Source organism: Photobacterium galatheae (genome assembly GCF_000695255.1).
GTDB classification, from domain to species: domain Bacteria; phylum Pseudomonadota; class Gammaproteobacteria; order Enterobacterales; family Vibrionaceae; genus Photobacterium; species Photobacterium galatheae.
In genome coordinates, this window is the sequence record NZ_JMIB01000027.1 from 258,079 (window position 1) to 275,647 (window position 17,569).

The following is a 17,569-nucleotide window of genomic DNA, read 5'->3' on the forward strand; positions in this document are numbered from 1 at the left end:
TAAGATGAGACATTGTCGTAAGACACGGAGAGCATTATGAGCACAGAATTAAGCTTGAAAGATAAATTTCTCTGTAGAGTTTATGCGATTGGCGTCGTTTTAATTCTCTACTTGATTATCTGGGGAGGGTGGGAAATCGTAGAAATGCTGGCAGGCAAAGGATGGTTCAACTGGTAATCGTCACACCCCGATAAGACTTCCCCCTTAAAGGGGGATTATTTTCTGGCGTGTCTCTTTCGGAACGGACGTATGAAAACAATGTTTAAAGGGTGACAGCCAACCTTCATCACAATCCACAACTCGGCAAAACAGAGCATGACACGACCTCTCGTCACCAGTCACAGTGCATCACACTGCTTTACATGCCAGCAGGCCTCTATCATCAGAAATGAATCCAGTATTTCAATCCAGGATGATATCGAGTGTGCCGCAAGATACACAATGCGACAAATGACCAGTCTTTAAGAGTCTGCGATCCTAAAATCACCACTGATATGCCTTCGCGATCCCAAAATCACCACTCTTTGGCGGCAGTGAGCCTATAATCACCAAGCATTCCCCTTTGCGATCCCAAAATCACCACTCTTTGGCGGCAGTGAGCCTAGAATCACCAGTCATTCCCCTTTGCGATCCCAAAATCACCTGTCTTTTGGTGGTAGTGAGCCTACAATCACCAGTCATTCTCCCTTTGCGATCCCAAAATCACCTGTCTTTTGGCGACAGTGAGCCTACAATCACCTGTCATTCCCCCTTCGCGGTCCCAAAATCACCAGTCTTTTGATAGTCAGTGAGCCTAGAATCACCATAGATTTGCCTTCGCGATCCCAAAATCACCAGTTTTTTAACCATCTGTGGACCTAGAATCACCAATGATGTGCCTTCGCGATCCCAAAATCACCAGTCTTTGGCCGTCTGTGGGCCTAGAATCACCACTGATGTGCCTTCACGATCCCAAAATCACCACTCTTTGGCCGTCTGTGAACCTAAAATCACCACAGATTTTCCTTCGCGATCCCAAAATCACCACTCTTTGGTGGTCTGTGAGCCTAGAATCACCACAGATTTTCCTTCGCGATCCCAAAATCACCACTCTTTGGTGGTCTGTGAGCCTAGAATCACCACTGAATTGCCTTCGCGATCCCAAAATCACCAATCTTTTGATAGTCAGTGGGCCTAGAATCACCACTGAATTGCCTTCGCGATCCCAAAATCACCAGTCTTTTGACAGTCAGTGGGTCTAGAATCACCACTGATTTGCCTTCGCGATCCTAAAATCACCAATCTTTTGACAGTCAATGGGCCTAGAATCACCAATACCAAAGTACTCAGTGGCTTAAAATCACCTGCATTTCCCGTGGCGATCCCAGAATCACCAGTATTAAAGTACTCAGCGATCCCAAAATCACCACTGATAAAGTACTCTGTGGGCCTAAAATCACCTGAAATTCCCATGGCGATCCCAGAATCACCAGCCTTTGCGGAGCCAGCGATCCTACAATCACCAGTATTAAAGTACTCAGTGAGCCTAAAATCACCTGAAATTCCCGTAGCGATCCCAGAATCACCAGCCTTTGGGGAGCCAGCGATCCTAAAATCACCAGTGTTAAAGTACTCAGTGAGCCTAAAATCACCTGAAATTCCCGTGGCGATCCCAAAATCACCAGCCTTTGCGGAGCCAGCGATCCTAAAATCACCAGTGTTAAAGTGCTCAGTGAGCCTAAAAGCACCTGCGATTGCTATGGCGATCCCACAATCACCAGCCTTTTAGGCAGCAGCGATCCTAAAATCACCAGTGATTCCCTTTGGCGCTCCCCAAATCACCAGGCTTATCGAGGAATAACGATCCTAGAATCACCGGCACGCGCTTGGCGATCCTTCAATCACCCAGAAACCAAGAACAATCGACCACAAAACACCCAAATCGATGAATAATGGTACATCTCGTGGTTTCTCTGGTGAATTAAGGATCGGGTTATGGAGAATTTAGGATCACAGTGTGATTTGGAATCAGGTGAATTCAGGATCACTACTAGATTTAGTGTTAAAATAGGTCATTGAACTCAATATATAGAATAAACCGCCCTGAACTGAGAAGGTGTCTCTCGTTGGCCAAAACGACGGTGATTTAAGGATCGCATGATTATCTCATTGTTTTAAAAGCAATTTTATTATCTCTATGTCACTTTGGCTGTCTGACATATTCACTTTCTGTTCGTTTTGAACGATCCTAGAATCACCAAGACTCCATTGACACTGGTGATCGTCGGATCAGGTGAATCAAGGATCGCTAAAATTGCGCTATTTCACATATTTTGAAAAATCAGTCTGTTGATATTTTCCACCTCTGTGAATATCATCTGATTAACCTGTGCGTATCTCTGTATAAGATGTTTATTGTCAGGTGTTTGAAGGATCGCCATTTGGTGATCTTAAGATCGCTTTTGGGTGATTTAGCGATCGCAGAATCCTCAATATTCTTGGATTCTTGGTGATTTAAGGATCGGTATTCGGTGATTAAAGGATCACTACTTTTAAAGAACTATCGAATATACAAAGACTTAGAGTTAATCTTTCCCGCGTTCCTATTTACCCTATATAACAGTATGAATTAAATAAAATTTTTTCCAAATATCCGAAAAAGATCCTTTTAAACACAGACTTTAAAAAAAGAATTTCACTATTTTTTCCATTTAGGGTTAAATTGGCATAGTAAGAGAGAGGTGTAGAGATGACTGACCCTAAAAATGACGTTCTAGATCCTTCAAATGAAGACGCCCAAGAGAATGGACAAGGAGCTGAGCATTCTGCCGCTGTATTTATGGATAACTTATCAGATGGTTATACAACCAGCTTAAGTGCTCACCAGTTACCATTAACGATCTCAGACAAAGCGCTTTCTGGCAAAGTAGCACCATCAATGGCTGTCAAAAAGAGCAGTCGTGATGGTTGGACCATTACTCATAAAGCTGCACAGATTATTAACCCAAGCACACAAGAGGTTGAGCACTACTTCGCGACTAAGCCTGCGATGACCATACTGGACGCTGTATGGGATCTGATTAACATGAAAAAATGCAGCCTTGAACAAGATGGAAACACATTTACAGTCACTTTTCGAAAATATGACCTGAGAAAATATTTATACTCAATTAACAAAAGCCGATCAGGTAAACAAATTAACGAGCAGATAGAAATACTTCAAAGTTCAGTTTTAGAAGTTGCCAATAGTAGCCTGAAACGAAATGATGGCATTAGCAACGTAAAACTGACTGGAACCTACTTCCAGAGCGCATATGAAATTGAAAGTGACAATCCAAGACTAGATGGCCTGTACAGAGCAACCCTTCACCCTGTCATCGCAGAAGACTTGATGCAAGGTAGATTTCGAGATGTTGAAAAAACGTATTTATCTGGTACCTCTGAATCAAATGAGATATATAAGGCCTGTATTCATAAAATGAGACATCAGTTTACAAATGCTGATGCTTCAGCTGAGAAAATTTCTTTTACAATCCTTTTAGGAGATCTTCTTTTTTCAGCCGGAAAAATGGAAGAGATGACTCAGGGCGCGATGCGAAGAGCTGTTAACGTCTTGAGGGAAAAGATGGTAAATAATGGAATTATCTCATCTAAAGAAAATATGCTTTCTGAGTGGGTGTTTGATGCAGCTCGAAAAGTTAATGACTATCAATTGGTGATTACGCCTACAATTGAATGGGGTGAATCACAGCGCCGATCAAATGCCAAATATAAAAGGCAACAAGAACAATTGAAACGTGGTATACCCAGTAAGATAGAAGTACTTGATATTAAAGAAAGCAAAGGCACTCGGATTAAGAAACTCAATTAAGTAAAAGCATGATACGCCGCTGTTCATTCTGGGATGCTCTTAAAGCTGAAATGAAGAGCGGTCTAAGTATCAAATACGACCCCTTTACCTTCAGGTATATGTTTACTACCACGTCAAATAAATAAAATCCTTGAAACGATAGTGAGTCGATTCCTATTAACATAGGATGGACTTAGATAAATCACCATATCGAGATTCATTATTTTCAATGAGCCATTCAAGATATTTTTTTCCACCGAAACAGTCATCTTCAATTTTATTTTCTTTCCAGAACTCCATAACGCAATAGTTTGAGTGTGCGCATTCCAGGCACTCATTATTATCATTTCTGGTGAATTGTTTTGTGAGATAGTTTATTCTTTCTTTTCCACTCAAAATCTCTTCAAATTCTTGGTGGATAATATTGCCAAACGGCCTCATATATTCTTCATATCCATTTTTGTAATCAGGTAAACAAAATGTACCATCAGGCATGAGAAATAATGTCTGGGATGCCGTATTTGAAATAGCTGAGTTCCGGTAAGACTGAACAAAAAAGAATGCTTCCTGACCGATTGTCGGTGGTGTCTTGCCTTGAACATGCAACTTTCGCCCTTCTTTCGTCGCCTCAATCATAAAGAGGGACCAATTGTTCATTGTCGGTGCGAAGCGGTTATATTTCTTACCTTTATTTTGCTCATTCAGCATAAATGGGAGAAAACCTGCTTCACAGATCCCTAAATTTGTTAGATAGGTGATAGTTTCTTTGGCACCGAATTTCAGCATTTCTTCATTGATGACACTGAGTGTCCCCACAGATAAGCCATATTCTGTGGCTTCTTTGACTCTGTTTTCCCATTGCTCCAGGTATTTTTTCCCTCTCATTCTCCCATCAAACGAGGTTTGAAAATAGCCATCGCAATACTTGTCAAAAAATCCAAACCACTCAGGTTCAATATTGACTAAAGATGTTAAAACAACATGTTTTAGTGTGTACCCTTTTTCACTGGATAGCGATGTATTGATAATCTTGATTGCGTCCTCAAAATATGCCATTCCCATAGATGTAGGTTCGCCACCATACCAATAAAGAACAATATTTTTTTGGTTTATTTTTTTTGATTTATAGTAATTATCTATTTTTTTACAGATTAAATTGATGTTTTCTAAGGACATAATTGTTTTATCTGCCCTTTGTTCTTTTGATAAATAACAGTGCGGACATTTCTCAGCGCAGAAAAGGCTTGGCATCATCGTTAAGATGAAGTATCCACTCTCAATGGATACTTGAGAATCAGGTGAAAACATATAATTATTTTTGAAAAAGAATACAAAAAATATGGTATACGGCAAAACAATTCAGAGAGAGGTGAGCTTTTATGGCGTTGGTCTTCATACAAGTGCCAAGTGTGCCCTGAAGATAACCCCCGCACAAAAAGGAGAGGGGCTAGTTTTCAATCTGAAGGGAGAGTCCGTCGTTGTTAACTCAGACTCTTTAAAGGGGTCATGTCTTGGTTCGAATATTGTGGGTGGTCAAGCAAGCCTTAGAACGGTAGAGCACCTTCTCTCTGCCCTCTCTGGTCTTGGAATTACCGATGCTTATATTTCAACAAACGACATTGAGGTTCCTATTCTTGATGGTTCTGCTGCTGATTTTTTCAATCAGCTAAAGTCTGCCGGTATTTGTTTGTTAGGAGACTATCCTCAAAGGAGAGTGGCCAACCCGTTTTCTGTGTCAGATGGTTCTAAAATGGTAGAAATTGTACCGAGAGATGATGGAGAACAGGTCGTTGATTTTTCGATATCCTTTAATAATCAGGTTGTTCAAGGCATGCCCCAAAAGATGAGTTATATACATAATGAATCTAACTTTTATGAACAAATTGCTTTTGCAAGAACTTTCGGGTTTAAGCGAGATCTAGAAGCCCTACTTTCTAACAATCTGTGTCTTGGTGGCAGTTTAGAGAATGCTATTCTTATTGATGATGATAGAGTCATTAACCTTGATGGGCTAAGATTTAAGAGTGAGATCATATCACATAAAATTCTCGATATTTTAGGAGACCTTTATCCGCTCTTTAGAGATTTTACAAGTTTTACAATAAAAGCAAATCAGGCTGGACACGCGATAAACAATCAGTTTTTAAAAGGATTTTATAGAGAGTATGATGAATAACTCGAAGTGATTTATTTCATAATGTGAACGGATAAAACCCAAGATGATCGTTCTTGGGATTTTCTATGATGTCAAAAGCCAAGAGACTTATATCCGTTATACTTTGTTGAAATGAATATCTACTCCAGCAATGTTTTTCACCATATCAATATGACAAGATAGCTCTGAAGCTGGGTTATATCGATAAGATGGCTCATAGATCTGTGTCATGGCAAATTCACCACTATTCACGCCTGTTTGAATGGTAACACCAATTTTTGAAAGGTATTCGCTGACATGGATGTTTGTCGTAGCACATAACCCCACCCTTCCCCAAAGTAGCCTGGTCAGACTGATCATATCGATAAGTGTGTTCGAAAAGTAACTAAGCCTTAAGAACGCGAAGGTTTGGGGAGGTAATGTGGAGCTAACAATCGAAAAGTTAGTATTGGATTGAGAGATTGCTTTACTGTAAGTACTCGTAATCACTTGGTGGAGTTCTTTGCCAAGAGCGTAATCACTTGTATTCACTTTCTCACCCATGTAGTTTTTTACGAGGCAGTTTTGCCTTGTAAGCCTTTCGTTCACAGTACGATTCTCTACTTCTGTGAGTGTGTAAATGACGAGCGCTCTATGATCTTCTGGATCACGTGGGGTCAGCTTAATGGGTTCCATCGCATCAAATTTTGCGAGCCACTTGATGATAGCCTCGTCTTTTGTTTGGTCTTTCACATAGTCAGCAAGTCTTTTGGTCAGCCCGTTTACAAACTCTAAGCCTTGGAAAGATGTCAGTAAACTTCTATCAATTAATCCAGATAGAATACTGATTTGCTCACCTTCATTGGGTTGAATGTATCTTTTGATGGCTTCAGCAAGCTCATTGCATGTGTTTTGAGGGAGAGATGCTCTGATTTGAAGGCCGTTAAGGGTCTCTACATCTTCTAGATCTGGTGAAGTGCTCAGTGAAACGGGCAAAAAATAAACTGTTACAGTGTAACTCTTGCCGCTCATTCGAATGTCTTTTGTCCCTATTTGAGTATGAATGTCATTTTCAATTCGAATCGTTGCTTCCGGATTGTGCTGCAGTGCACACATTGTGCTCCAAATCGGTCTGAATCGCCTTTTATCTTTCAGTTTTTTAAGTTCAGTGAATAATTCCTCGTTGCTAGAGTTAGGGTCGCTGTAAAGCTTATAAAGCGCGAGAGCATCAAGCTCATCTTGCGCCAATTTTGATTTCGTTTGAGCGCTATTCATTGAAGATTTCTTTTCTTTTTAGTAGTAGTAATAAAAAACCATGACGTTTTCAATCAATGAGACGCTGATAGCCGTCGCTCCTCCTCTATTTTTTGTTGTCATTCTGATCTTCATTCTTAAGAAGATAGCGAAAATGACCAAAGGTAAAGAGCCTCATGCATTGCAGAGAAAAAGAAGCATACTTGTTCGGTCTATTATTTCTGCATACAAGCCGATTGCTATCTTGCTCTTGTTTCTTTACATCAAGTACATTTATGTTGTTCTGGATTTTAGAGCGCACGAAAATGCGATTCTGACGTTCGTTTTCGACGACGCTTACTTTATTGCTAATTTGCTTTTTGTTACCTGGGCTGTGACGCTCACCGTGAACAGCTTTAAGGAACGAATGATCAAGAAACTAGCGCTTGAAGAAAAGTCGGTCTCCAACCTGGATAACAACCCGCAAAGAACAAAAATTGATGCACTCGGTAAAATTTCTTATGGCTTGTGGTTGGTCTTTGCGGTGATTCTCGTTCTGGGTCATTTTGGCGTTCCTGTCAGTTCGATTTTAGCATTTGGAGGAATGGGCTCTATTGTGCTGGGGTTTGCTGCGAAGGATTTGTTAGGGGATCTGGTGAGTGGTTTCCTTATCTATATGGATGGGCAATTTGACATTGGTGAATGGATTAAGTTGGAAGAACCTAAGATTGAAGGCACGGTTGAATATATCGGTTGGCGTGTCAGTCGGATCAGAACGTTTGATGATAGACCCTTGTATGTTCCGAATGGCATGTTAAGCAAAGCGATCGTTCAAAATGTGAGTCGTCGTGATGCAATGAGGATTAAGGAATACATTACTGTTTCTGCCGAATCTGCACCTTTAATGAGTATGATATGTAAGGAGATCCGCAACGATGTTTTGTTGAATCATGATGGGATCGACCAAGATAGAACTGTTGTTGTAAATTTAGCCAGTTATCAAGCTGGTGTATGTTGGATTTATTTGAGTGCTTTTACTCGAAGTGGCGATATGCAAGGATTTTATGGAATAAAGCAAGATATACTCATCAAAGTTCACGCCGTACTCCAAATGCATGACGTCGATATAAAATCCCCTGAAGTTTCGGTTCACCAAATATTAGGAGCCGCTTGATTTTCATTTTTTTTTTTCATAGTTTTTATGAAAAAATGAATACGAATGAATTTCAAAAACCCAACACTTTATGGTTATGGTGTGGCGGACAACTCTTGTGTTGATGAGTGCTTATCTGCCATTGATTCCGATAATCAAATTTTCAACCGTTCTTCGTTTGACTCAAAGAGCTTTAATATGGTTTTTGAGTCAGTTTGTAAGTCATTTGAGGACGCTGATACGTCTGCCAGTCTTGCCGTGATAGGCTTAATTAGTTTTGCCATCAAGAATCAAATTCATCTCCAAGACATACATCTTTGCGCTTATGCAAAGGCAAAACAAATTGATCCTTTGGCTCATACAGAGGAAAGGGCGTTTGCTATTTCCTCACTAGACAATCAGCTTTTATCTTTTCTTCTCGATCAACGTGTTCTCCTTGATGATTACTGTAAATAAAGCCTTTTTTTCAATGAGTGCCATCGGTGCTTGTATTTCAGGTTATTTTCTTGGCCTTAGAATCAGCGAAGAGAATGACTATGAAGAGTACTTCGCGGATAAAGAAACAGAGAATCCTTTTCATCAAACTTCATTCCTCATGTCTAAACTCTTACCATTGAAATTAGAGACTGATGAAGCGAGTAAAGAATCTTCGTTTCATTCCATCTCTGAGGATAGCTTTGATGAAGACGAACTTTCAGTGAATGCAGATGTTTCCGATTTAAGACATTCAGAGAAGCTAGGAACATCTCAGCCAAGTTCTCTCACGGTGCAGCCTGAAACTTTACGTATTGTTGAGGTGGACATCTCATCTGGTGATTCATTCATCGGTATTGCAAGAAAGTCGGGCGTGAATACTGATGAGCTGACGAATCTTTTATATCGCAGTGGGTTGAGTCAGTCTACCTTCTCTTTAAGGCAAGGCCAGAGGCTAACTTTTGAATTCAACGGTGAAAAGCTGGTTTCAGTCAGTCTCATCGGTGACTCCATCACATACACGAAGTTGATGAAGGGGAAGAATGGTGGCTTCACGAAGCAAACTTTAAAACTGCCTTCAAAGGTTTATGCAAAAGTGATGGAGTTCAAGATAACGAATAATTTTTCTTCGGATGGTGCAACTCGTGGTTTAAGCCAATCTGAGATCGTTCAGGTTGTTGATGCATTCAGGTACAAGGTTGATTTTGGAACAATGACGCCAGGAGCTGTTGCCAAAGTTCTTTTTGAGAGAGAAGAAGTCAATGGCAAAGTTGTCTCAAGTTTACTCAAAGCGGCAAAGGTATTTTTGACGTCAGAACAAGGTGTTTCAGCATTTTATTACAAAAATGAGGATGGTGCTGGTTACTACGATGAGAATGGTAGTAGTTTGACGCCAAGCTTCTTGAGACACCCGATAAAAAATCCACTCATAACATCTAAATTTAATTTAAACAGAACACATCCGATCCTCGATGTTGTGCGGCCACATTGGGGGACTGATTATGGTCATATGAAGGGAACGCCAATTTTAGCAATTAGCGATGCGAAGGTTAAGTTTGCAGGGACGAAGGGTGGATTTGGGCGAACTGTCATTTTGAGTCACCCTCAGGCTATTGAGACACTGTCTGCACACATGAGTAAATATGCCGAAGGGATAAAAACGGGTGTAAGCGTTAAGAAAGGTCAAGTTATCGGTTACGTTGGAAAGAGTGGTTTATCGACCGGTTATCATCTGCACTTCGAACTCAAAAAAGATGGAAAGAGGGTGAATAGTTTATCCGTTGACTTGCCGACGGTTGATGTCGTAGATGATAAAGAAAGATTTGGAAGAGAGGTCGATGAGTACATTTCTTTACTTGGTCAGTAGCAAATGTGATAGAGGGTGCATCAAGCACCCTTATTGATTTTGATAGCATCTAAAACGTGTTCTTTGGGCATCGGTTTCCCCAAATGGTAGCCCTGTAAGTAGGTACATCCCATTTCTTCAAGGATCTCTGCCTGCTTGGCATTTTCAACACCTTCAGCGACCGTTGTTAGATTCATTGCTTTTGCAATCGTGAATATCCCTTGCATCACTTCTTTTCCACGCTCATTGCACACATCGTCTACAAACGCTTTATCAATCTTTAACTGATTCAAATTCAATTCTTTTAGTCGATACAGGGTTGATTCACCAGTTCCAAAATCATCAAGTGAAACAACAACGCCTAATTCTCTGAGTGTGTTCACATGTTGTTTGATGAGATTAAAGTCTTTGGCGGCCATTGATTCGGTAATCTCAATTTCTAGCAGAGATGGGGTGATTTCATATTCCTGAATCATATTGCGAATATGGGATATGAGCGGTTTGCCATCAAGATGCTCTAGCTGAGCAATCGATACATTGACGGCAAAACTAATATTTCTGTGACCATTTTTTTCTAACCACTTGAGTGTCTTACATGACTCTTCGATGACATGTCGTCCCAGTCTATGTATAAATCCTGTTTCTTCAGAGAGAGGTATGAAGAAGGCTGGGGATATAAAGCCCAACTCCTTATGATACCAGCGACAAAGCGCCTCAAAGCCTATAATTTCTCTTGTTGTGGCAGTTAACTTTGGTTGGTAGAAGACACTGATCTCATGATTATCGATGCTCTTCAGCAGCGCATCTTCCATCTTGATTTTTTCTAGCTGCTTGCTGGCATATTCTGACTTATAACAGTTTATTTTTGTTGCCCCACGTTTCCCGATTAATCGAGCGATTTCAGCTTGAGTTATCGCCGATGAAATGATGTCTACTTCAACACCTTCCTCATTGGCTATTTGAAGCTCAGATATCCCTGAGCATAAACTGAGTGAGAAACCTAAAGGATCTTTCATCGACTCAGATTTTTCGATAATCGAATGAAGGTCTTGCATGACATCTTCTACACTGTCAGCGGCGTATGTGAGTAAAAAAATGTCTCCATAGGGTCTTGCTGAAGCTAAGCATTTACTTTGTTGCTTGATAATCCGGGACACACCTCTGAGCACCCTTCTCCCAATGGTATAACCCATGTTTTTATTTATCTCTGAGAACTCAAGGATATCAATTGATGCGATAAAGATTCTTTTATGATTATTTGGTAGGTTTATCTCGCGGATAACTACCTCATTCATGTTCTTCTTATAGGCCTTAAGGTTAAGCAGCCCTGTGACACTGTCTATATCATCATGTCGCTTCACTTCTGAGGGTAGCAAGAAGCTTAGCAGCAAGCTGCCGGTAATTACCCCATTTACAACAGGGTAGCCTATTGTCCCCAGTGAAGCACTTGCTAGTCCTATTCTTAAAATTTCATGAGAGCGTCTCATAAAGTGCATTAAACTTTTGGTGCATCAGTCAGGATTCTTTGAAATTCCTTCATTAGCTCTTTGTTCGGGGATATATTTCGATCACCATTTCTATATATCTGGACAAGACGTTGAGCAGCCAATTTACTTCCAGCGTACGCAGCATTCTTCAAGTGTTCAATTGCTTTGGATATGTTTACTTTAAAGCCATCACTACCGTAGTAAGTCGCAACGCCGACTTTGTAAAGTGCATCTGCATTCCCTAGATTTGCTGCTGCAACAAGATGAGAAACACCATCTACTCTTGCATTTTCAAACTGGTCTTCATTGTACATATACAGTCTTGAAAGTCTGTAATGCACATCGGCAGATTTCTCTGTATGAATGAGTTGTTCATATAGACGAGCAGCACCTACAAGATCTTTCTCTCCACCGATGCCATGTTCCATGAAGTAACCCAACCGAAAGTTTGCTTCTATTTCTCCGGTTCTTGCCGCCAAGTCATAATAGTGTCTTGCCTGACCTAAGTTCCTTTTCAAGATTTCCCCCTCATCAAATAACTGGGCAAGTCGTAAGGATGCTGAACCTGAACCTTCATCGGAAGCTTTTTTTAGTAATGTTGCAGCTTCAGTCAATGTGTAATGTGATTCAGCACCACCGACGCTACGAATAATATAGTCCGCTAAAATCTCACTGACCCCTGCTGAACCAAGTCTGAGTGAGTTGTTCATCCAATGAAAAGCTTCTTTTTCAGTATTGTTTCTATTGTGGTAGTAGTTTGCCAAAAACAGCGACAGCTCTTTGTCTTCTGTTGCCATTGACTTTATTTTCCTTAAAGCATTATTTAGGTATTCATCATGAAGCACGTCTCGGTCGACGAAGCTCATAAGATTCCAAACAGCACCACTGACCCCTAACTCTATCGCATTCATATAATGCTCTGTCGAGGATTTATAATCATTGGCAGCTGCTCTGTTTTCAGCGAGGAAAATCTGTACGCCAGGAAGGTTTGAATCTTGCTCAACAAGGCTTTCAAAAGTAACTGGCGAGGTTGAAGCATGGCCTGAAGCAGAGAAGCCAGCTAAGAATATTACCGCCAGTAAAGAAAGGTTCCTTTTCATTTTATTTTTAATTTAACTATTTCGTTTTATGTATTTCAATAGCACCTCAGAAATGCGTCTAAGTAATTAAAGTATTTCTGCATTAAAGTTATTTATATAGTTTTCACTCTCACAGACTTTCCTTAAAACCCAGCTTGTCGAGATTGCAAGAGTCAAAAAATGCAACACGTCTTGCTTTCATTGTGAGTGATTTAATCCAACATCTTATATATTCCCCAGTTACATTGTCATTAATCTCTCATACCCTTAGCGACATTTTAGAACCTTAGAGTCTTTTTTATTCATGCTTCATGTGATTTTCATTAAACCACTCAGCGTTGAGGCGGGGGCGAGATAAGCTTCTTGTATAACAATCCAAATGGACACTACATAATTTAGGCGGTAATGCTTAGGCTGCTAATCCAATGTAATACAGTTACTTATATGATGCTGCTGCGCAAAGATACTTAGATAGTAACATTCGCTTGGCTGCATGACCTCTCCTTAATGCGCAATCAATACAAGCACAGACAAAGCGTCGCCATCGGTGATTTTCCACTAGTGAAAAATCACCTCACCCATTATGCGCGTCGAGTGTCTTGGTTTTCACAAGTGGAAAATTGCCATCCCAACGATTCGTTCTGATGTTGATTACTAATAATAATTTAAGCTGCAAGACCCAACTGAAAACGCAGTGGTTGTTGTGGGATTTCCCTGGCGAAGACTCAAGCACCCAACAAGATAGGCTCGCTCATAACTACTAATTTTTCACTACTGAAAAGCTCCGGAGATTACACGGTACGAATGACGACCTTTCCACTAGTGAAAAAAGCCATTGTTAGATGGTGGTTATCTTGGGGTTTAGGTTTTCACTGCTGAAAAGTGAGTGGTATAGATGTCCATTGAAAGGGAGGTTGCCATTGTCTTTTCACTAGTGGAAAGGTGATTGGGCTGTGTTGTTTTTTGGCTGGCTTTTCACTAGTGAAAATTTTGTTTATTTTGGTGTTCCTTTTGGGGTTTTTAGTTCACTGGTTAAGGTGTGAGTGGCTTTAGAATCAACCCGTGGGGATGTTTTCATTGGTGGGAGTTCAATGCCATACCTAGCTTCTGGGTGGGTTGTTGTTTGTTCTTATATGGGTGCTGATTTCGATTGTGAGTAATCTTGGCTCTGTTGAGTTTTGTGAGTGAAAGTGCAAGGTGTTTTGTTGTTTCCCTATTGGTGTCTCTTTGTGCGAGAGATGCTCTTCGATGGTGCGTTGTGATTCTGTTGCGCTTTTTTGGTGTCAATGAATAGTTAATGAATATTGTATCGTGGGTCTTTTATTGGATTCTATGCTAATCATTCTTTCAGGCTTTATTGTGTGTTTACTGTCAACGCTAGGTGTCGGGCAATCGGGCTTTTCCTTGCATGATATTACCTTGTCTGCTTGATTGCTTTTCCGGCGTCCTCTCGTTAAAGGGGGTGTTTGTCTGTATTTTGAAGGCTCCAAGTTTATGGGTCTTGTCAAGTGCTTTTAACTGGCTTGAATCTCCCTTGTGTTGAGTGTGTGTGTTGAGTTTGTGTGTTGTTTGGTTTTGTTCGTGTCTCATCTTCGGTGTGCTCAAGGTGCTGTGTTGGATGAGGGTTTTCTTGGCCACAGGTGAAAGGCTTTCCTTACTCTTCATGCGGGCGAGGTTTTTCTTTAATGAATTGATTTTAATTGTCTTACCTAAATAGTTTACCTACGGTTTTACAGGAGTGTTCTGAGAGAGCCTGGTTGATCTGAATGGTGATAACGATGCTGCTCTTTTCGCCTTGTTTTTAGTGAGCGTCTAACCTTTGATGCTTGATGCTTGAGGTTTGTGGTCGGGGTAAGCAACAAGATTGTTGTGATGGCTTCCCTACAGCTATTCGGTTCTGGCTAGAGTCATGCCTCTTTAAGTCGAAAGACTTGTGGGGAGATCCTGTCGATAGAGATAGGCAGATGTGAGTGGGTTTTTGTATCAGAACTAGATGTTTACAACGGTCATCATGAAATGTTTTCTTGTGTGATTTTTACCCTGTTTTTGGTGTCTTTTTTGATATCCCCTCGGTAAAGAGTGCTTTTTGTAATTTTTTGTGGACTTATATATAGGGCACTGATAGATTCCCTTTTTAAGGGGAAATCCTTTACTTTCGCATACATCGCTTTATGAAAAGGAAAGTTTCATGACAGTATCAGTCAGTTGTGAAGAGTTGGCGGATCTTCGCGAGCAGGCATTTCAGGCATTCAAGTATTGTTGCAAAAATTCAATTATCACCAATACATCAACGATCACCGATGACCGTTACTGGGGCTACCTTGATGTCGGTATGGTACGCCGGTTGCAAGAAGAATGTGGCTATGTTCCTCCTTATGTCATTGAGCAAGCACGTCATTTAAAGACGTTTAATGAGCTTAATGATGTCATGGCGCTGATTTCGAAACATTTTTCACAAATCCGAACAGACTACGGCGAGGTTCCACGATCTCTGCTGTATACGTTCTTATATGATTATGAGTTGTTTGATTACCTGAAAAAGGCTGATGAACAATTCGATGAAAAAGCCAGTGGTGTGAGAACATCAATTCGGTTTGATGAGTCGATGATTATCGACCTCTATGGTTTTGACCACGCGACGATGAAGAAAAAGGTGAAGAGTTTTGTTTCCAAGGCTTCGAAAGAAAATAAGTGGAACAACTCAAAAAGATTTCATCTTCATGAGGTGATTCAGATCCGTGAAACATTTTTTGAGTCGCTTGGAAGAGCTGAAACGTCTTCACAAGCAGCAAGAGTTCTGACGGTTTACACACAAAAGGGCGGTGTGGGTAAAAGTCATGTCACTCTTTCTCTTGCAGGTGCGCTTGCGTTAGCTTCAAGCAGTAATAAACGCGTTCTCGTTGTGGACACAGATTATCAGCAATCTTGTACATCGACATTAGTGAAGAGAAATCTGGACGGTTACTTTGAATATCGACAGTCACTTTGTGTTTTTGATTTATTCCGAAAGTACACAGAAACTGAACCGACGCTGGAATCACTGTCGACGTTTAAAGAAGATTGTAAGTCTGCCGTTGTGGAAACAGTCATTCCAAATGTAGATTTACTTCCTGCAAGTAGCGATTCTTCATTTGATACACAATTTAGTGTCGGGGCCGGTCAAGGTAGTAAATTTATCAAACCCAATGCACTCAAGGTGATTTTGGATAATATCTGTGAAGAAAATCATTATGATTATATCCTTATCGATACTCGCCCGGACATTCATGCAAGTGCTGCGCTGTCATATTATGCTGGTGATGAACAGTTGGCGATTCTAAAACCAACAGGAACTGATGTTCAGTCGTTTAGAAACTTTGCGAGAAGGATGGCCATTGATGTCATACCGACTTTGATCTCGAATCGTTCTGAATACACGACACCGCAGAAAAGCAGATTGATCATCAACCAGTTTTTGACACAATCTCAGGTTCAGGATTCTGTGGTCACCATACTTCAGTCGGCACTCAAAAACACCATGTATGAGTTAATGGATGTGATTGTTCCGAACTCGACAGCTGCGACAACATGTAGTGCTCAGGAAGCGACAATATGGAATCCAGCAAAAAACACGACAGGTAAAGATGACCATAATCCTCTGAAGGCACAAAGACGTGTTTTTTCACAGCTGGCATTGAAAATTACTCACGAAAGAATGATGGAAGAAGGTAAGTAACATGACCCACCAATTATCAGCGATTACAAAGTCTATTAGTGCACGTGAGCAAAAGTCTGATGAAGATGTGAAGGCGTTAACGCTGCCGACGAAAGAATCAGAATTGCTCCACGAAATAGATACTCTCTCTAAGAGAATGATTGGTGGCGTCGAAGTTAAGGTAACTAAAATCTTAATTCGGGCAGCTGACATTGAATCAAAAGTTCAGGTTCATAAGCTCAACATGCGTATTCAGAGCTTCTTGAAACGCAGGAATGTCGACGATCTGATTGCAGATATTGAAGAGAATAGCGGCGTTATTAATGAGCCGGTTCTTTGCTATTTTGATGGTGCGTCTTACCATGCTATTGATGGCTCAAGAAGGAGAATGGCGGCACTAAAAGGTCAGTTTGATTTACCGCTAGAATACTTTACGGTCGATCTACCCTATAAAGTCATCAAGGCTCACATTAACTCAACAAATACGAGTAAAGATTTTTCAGATTTTGAAAAGATTATCTCTGCTCGGAATGAGTATCGAGATCTGCTTCATGCGAACGCCGAAGATGAGAGTGTGAAGTCAAAAGACTTGATGGTTGATGTGCTTGAGTCAAATGGGTTCTCAAGTAGTAACGCTTCTATTTCTCGCATGAAAAAAATCTTCGATTACATGCATGAAGAGTATTTTGAATTTGCACGAGTGAATCAGATTTCTCAGGACAGCATTCGCAAGTTATCTGAATTTATTGCGAAGTTTTCTAAGATTGACTCTGACGCCTTCTCTAAAGAAAATTTGATTCGTGTGTTCAAGTCTGTTTTCGATGAACTGGAAGTTGAGTATGACGGTGAGTATTCAGGGGCAGAAATGCTTTCTATGTTTAGGAAGAAAATGTCTCCTCAGGGAGATAATCCTAAAGCTCAAGCAATGCTCTCTTCTACTTCAACACTGATTGAAAATGAAGATTTTAAAATTGAGTTGATTGAAAGCGCTAAAGGCTGGGGTGTGAAGGGTAACGGTAAGTTGTCTAAAACATTCAAGGAAGAATTTCAGCAGCTTCTCAATAAACATTACCAGGACTAAGTTGTCCATTTGAAATGTGAAAAAAGCCCGAGTTAATCAATGAACTGACCCCCAATAGTT

Annotated in this window: 13 protein-coding genes; 8 read left to right on the plus strand and 5 right to left on the minus strand. The window is 40.6% G+C overall.

What is annotated here, in order from left to right; translation table 11 throughout:
• Positions 1 to 36: 36 nt before the first annotated feature.
• A complete protein-coding gene (locus EA58_RS21725; protein WP_161781059.1) occupies positions 37 to 177 on the plus strand; it encodes a hypothetical protein in 141 nt (46 codons plus the stop codon).
• Positions 178 to 1,325: 1,148 nt separating this feature from the next.
• Here EA58_RS21725 and EA58_RS14285 read toward each other — a convergent pair.
• On the minus strand, positions 1,326 to 1,727 hold the full coding sequence (locus EA58_RS14285) for a hypothetical protein (RefSeq protein WP_036754113.1): 402 nt from the start codon (positions 1,725 to 1,727) through the stop codon (positions 1,326 to 1,328).
• Between the two features lie 1,001 nt (positions 1,728 to 2,728).
• Here EA58_RS14285 and EA58_RS14290 point away from each other — a divergent pair.
• Positions 2,729 to 3,850, plus strand: a complete 1,122-nt coding sequence (locus tag EA58_RS14290) for a hypothetical protein (RefSeq protein ID WP_036754115.1) — start codon at positions 2,729 to 2,731, stop codon at positions 3,848 to 3,850.
• A gap of 156 nt (positions 3,851 to 4,006) precedes the next feature.
• On the opposite strand, the gene EA58_RS14295 is transcribed toward EA58_RS14290, so the two are convergent.
• Positions 4,007 to 5,137: an SPASM domain-containing protein gene (locus tag EA58_RS14295; RefSeq protein ID WP_036754212.1), complete on the minus strand. Its 1,131-nt coding sequence runs from the start codon at positions 5,135 to 5,137 to the stop codon at positions 4,007 to 4,009.
• Between the two features lie 31 nt (positions 5,138 to 5,168).
• Here EA58_RS14295 and lpxC point away from each other — a divergent pair, with 31 nt between their 5' ends.
• Positions 5,169 to 6,005, plus strand: a complete 837-nt coding sequence (gene lpxC / locus EA58_RS14300) for a UDP-3-O-acyl-N-acetylglucosamine deacetylase (protein WP_036754118.1) — start codon at positions 5,169 to 5,171, stop codon at positions 6,003 to 6,005.
• A gap of 96 nt (positions 6,006 to 6,101) precedes the next feature.
• Here the strand turns inward: lpxC and EA58_RS14305 are convergent, their stop codons facing one another.
• Entirely contained in the window at positions 6,102 to 7,238 is a 1,137-nt protein-coding gene (locus EA58_RS14305) for a hypothetical protein (protein ID WP_036754121.1), read from the minus strand.
• A 40-nt stretch (positions 7,239 to 7,278) separates the two neighbouring features.
• On the opposite strand from EA58_RS14305, the gene EA58_RS14310 reads away from it, so the two are divergent.
• From EA58_RS14310 to EA58_RS21055, 3 genes are read left to right on the plus strand one after another with little or no spacing between them, the layout of a single operon-like run.
• Positions 7,279 to 8,370, plus strand: a complete 1,092-nt coding sequence (locus EA58_RS14310; protein WP_036754124.1) for a mechanosensitive ion channel family protein — start codon at positions 7,279 to 7,281, stop codon at positions 8,368 to 8,370.
• Between the two features lie 45 nt (positions 8,371 to 8,415).
• A complete protein-coding gene (locus EA58_RS14315; protein ID WP_036754127.1) occupies positions 8,416 to 8,805 on the plus strand; it encodes a hypothetical protein in 390 nt (129 codons plus the stop codon).
• The gene (locus EA58_RS21055; RefSeq protein WP_051642117.1) at positions 8,789 to 10,189 is read left to right on the plus strand and encodes a M23 family metallopeptidase; all 1,401 of its coding nucleotides are present in this window, start codon (positions 8,789 to 8,791) and stop codon (positions 10,187 to 10,189) included. Before EA58_RS14315 ends, EA58_RS21055 begins: the two co-directional genes overlap by 17 nt.
• A gap of 20 nt (positions 10,190 to 10,209) precedes the next feature.
• Here the strand turns inward: EA58_RS21055 and EA58_RS14325 are convergent, their stop codons facing one another.
• Both EA58_RS14325 and EA58_RS14330 read right to left on the minus strand, forming a co-directional pair.
• The gene (locus EA58_RS14325; RefSeq protein WP_161781060.1) at positions 10,210 to 11,655 is read right to left on the minus strand and encodes a putative bifunctional diguanylate cyclase/phosphodiesterase; all 1,446 of its coding nucleotides are present in this window, start codon (positions 11,653 to 11,655) and stop codon (positions 10,210 to 10,212) included.
• Between the two features lie 8 nt (positions 11,656 to 11,663).
• The gene (locus tag EA58_RS14330) at positions 11,664 to 12,755 is read right to left on the minus strand and encodes a tetratricopeptide repeat protein (protein WP_036754132.1); all 1,092 of its coding nucleotides are present in this window, start codon (positions 12,753 to 12,755) and stop codon (positions 11,664 to 11,666) included.
• A gap of 2,167 nt (positions 12,756 to 14,922) precedes the next feature.
• Here EA58_RS14330 and EA58_RS14340 point away from each other — a divergent pair.
• Both EA58_RS14340 and EA58_RS14345 read left to right on the plus strand, forming a co-directional pair.
• Positions 14,923 to 16,449 (plus strand): ParA family protein, encoded by a 1,527-nt coding sequence (locus EA58_RS14340; RefSeq protein WP_036754138.1) that lies wholly within the window; start codon positions 14,923 to 14,925, stop codon positions 16,447 to 16,449.
• A gap of 1 nt (position 16,450) precedes the next feature.
• Positions 16,451 to 17,509, plus strand: coding sequence for a ParB N-terminal domain-containing protein (locus EA58_RS14345; RefSeq protein WP_036754141.1), 1,059 nt, complete (start codon positions 16,451 to 16,453; stop codon positions 17,507 to 17,509).
• Positions 17,510 to 17,569: the final 60 nt, after the last annotated feature.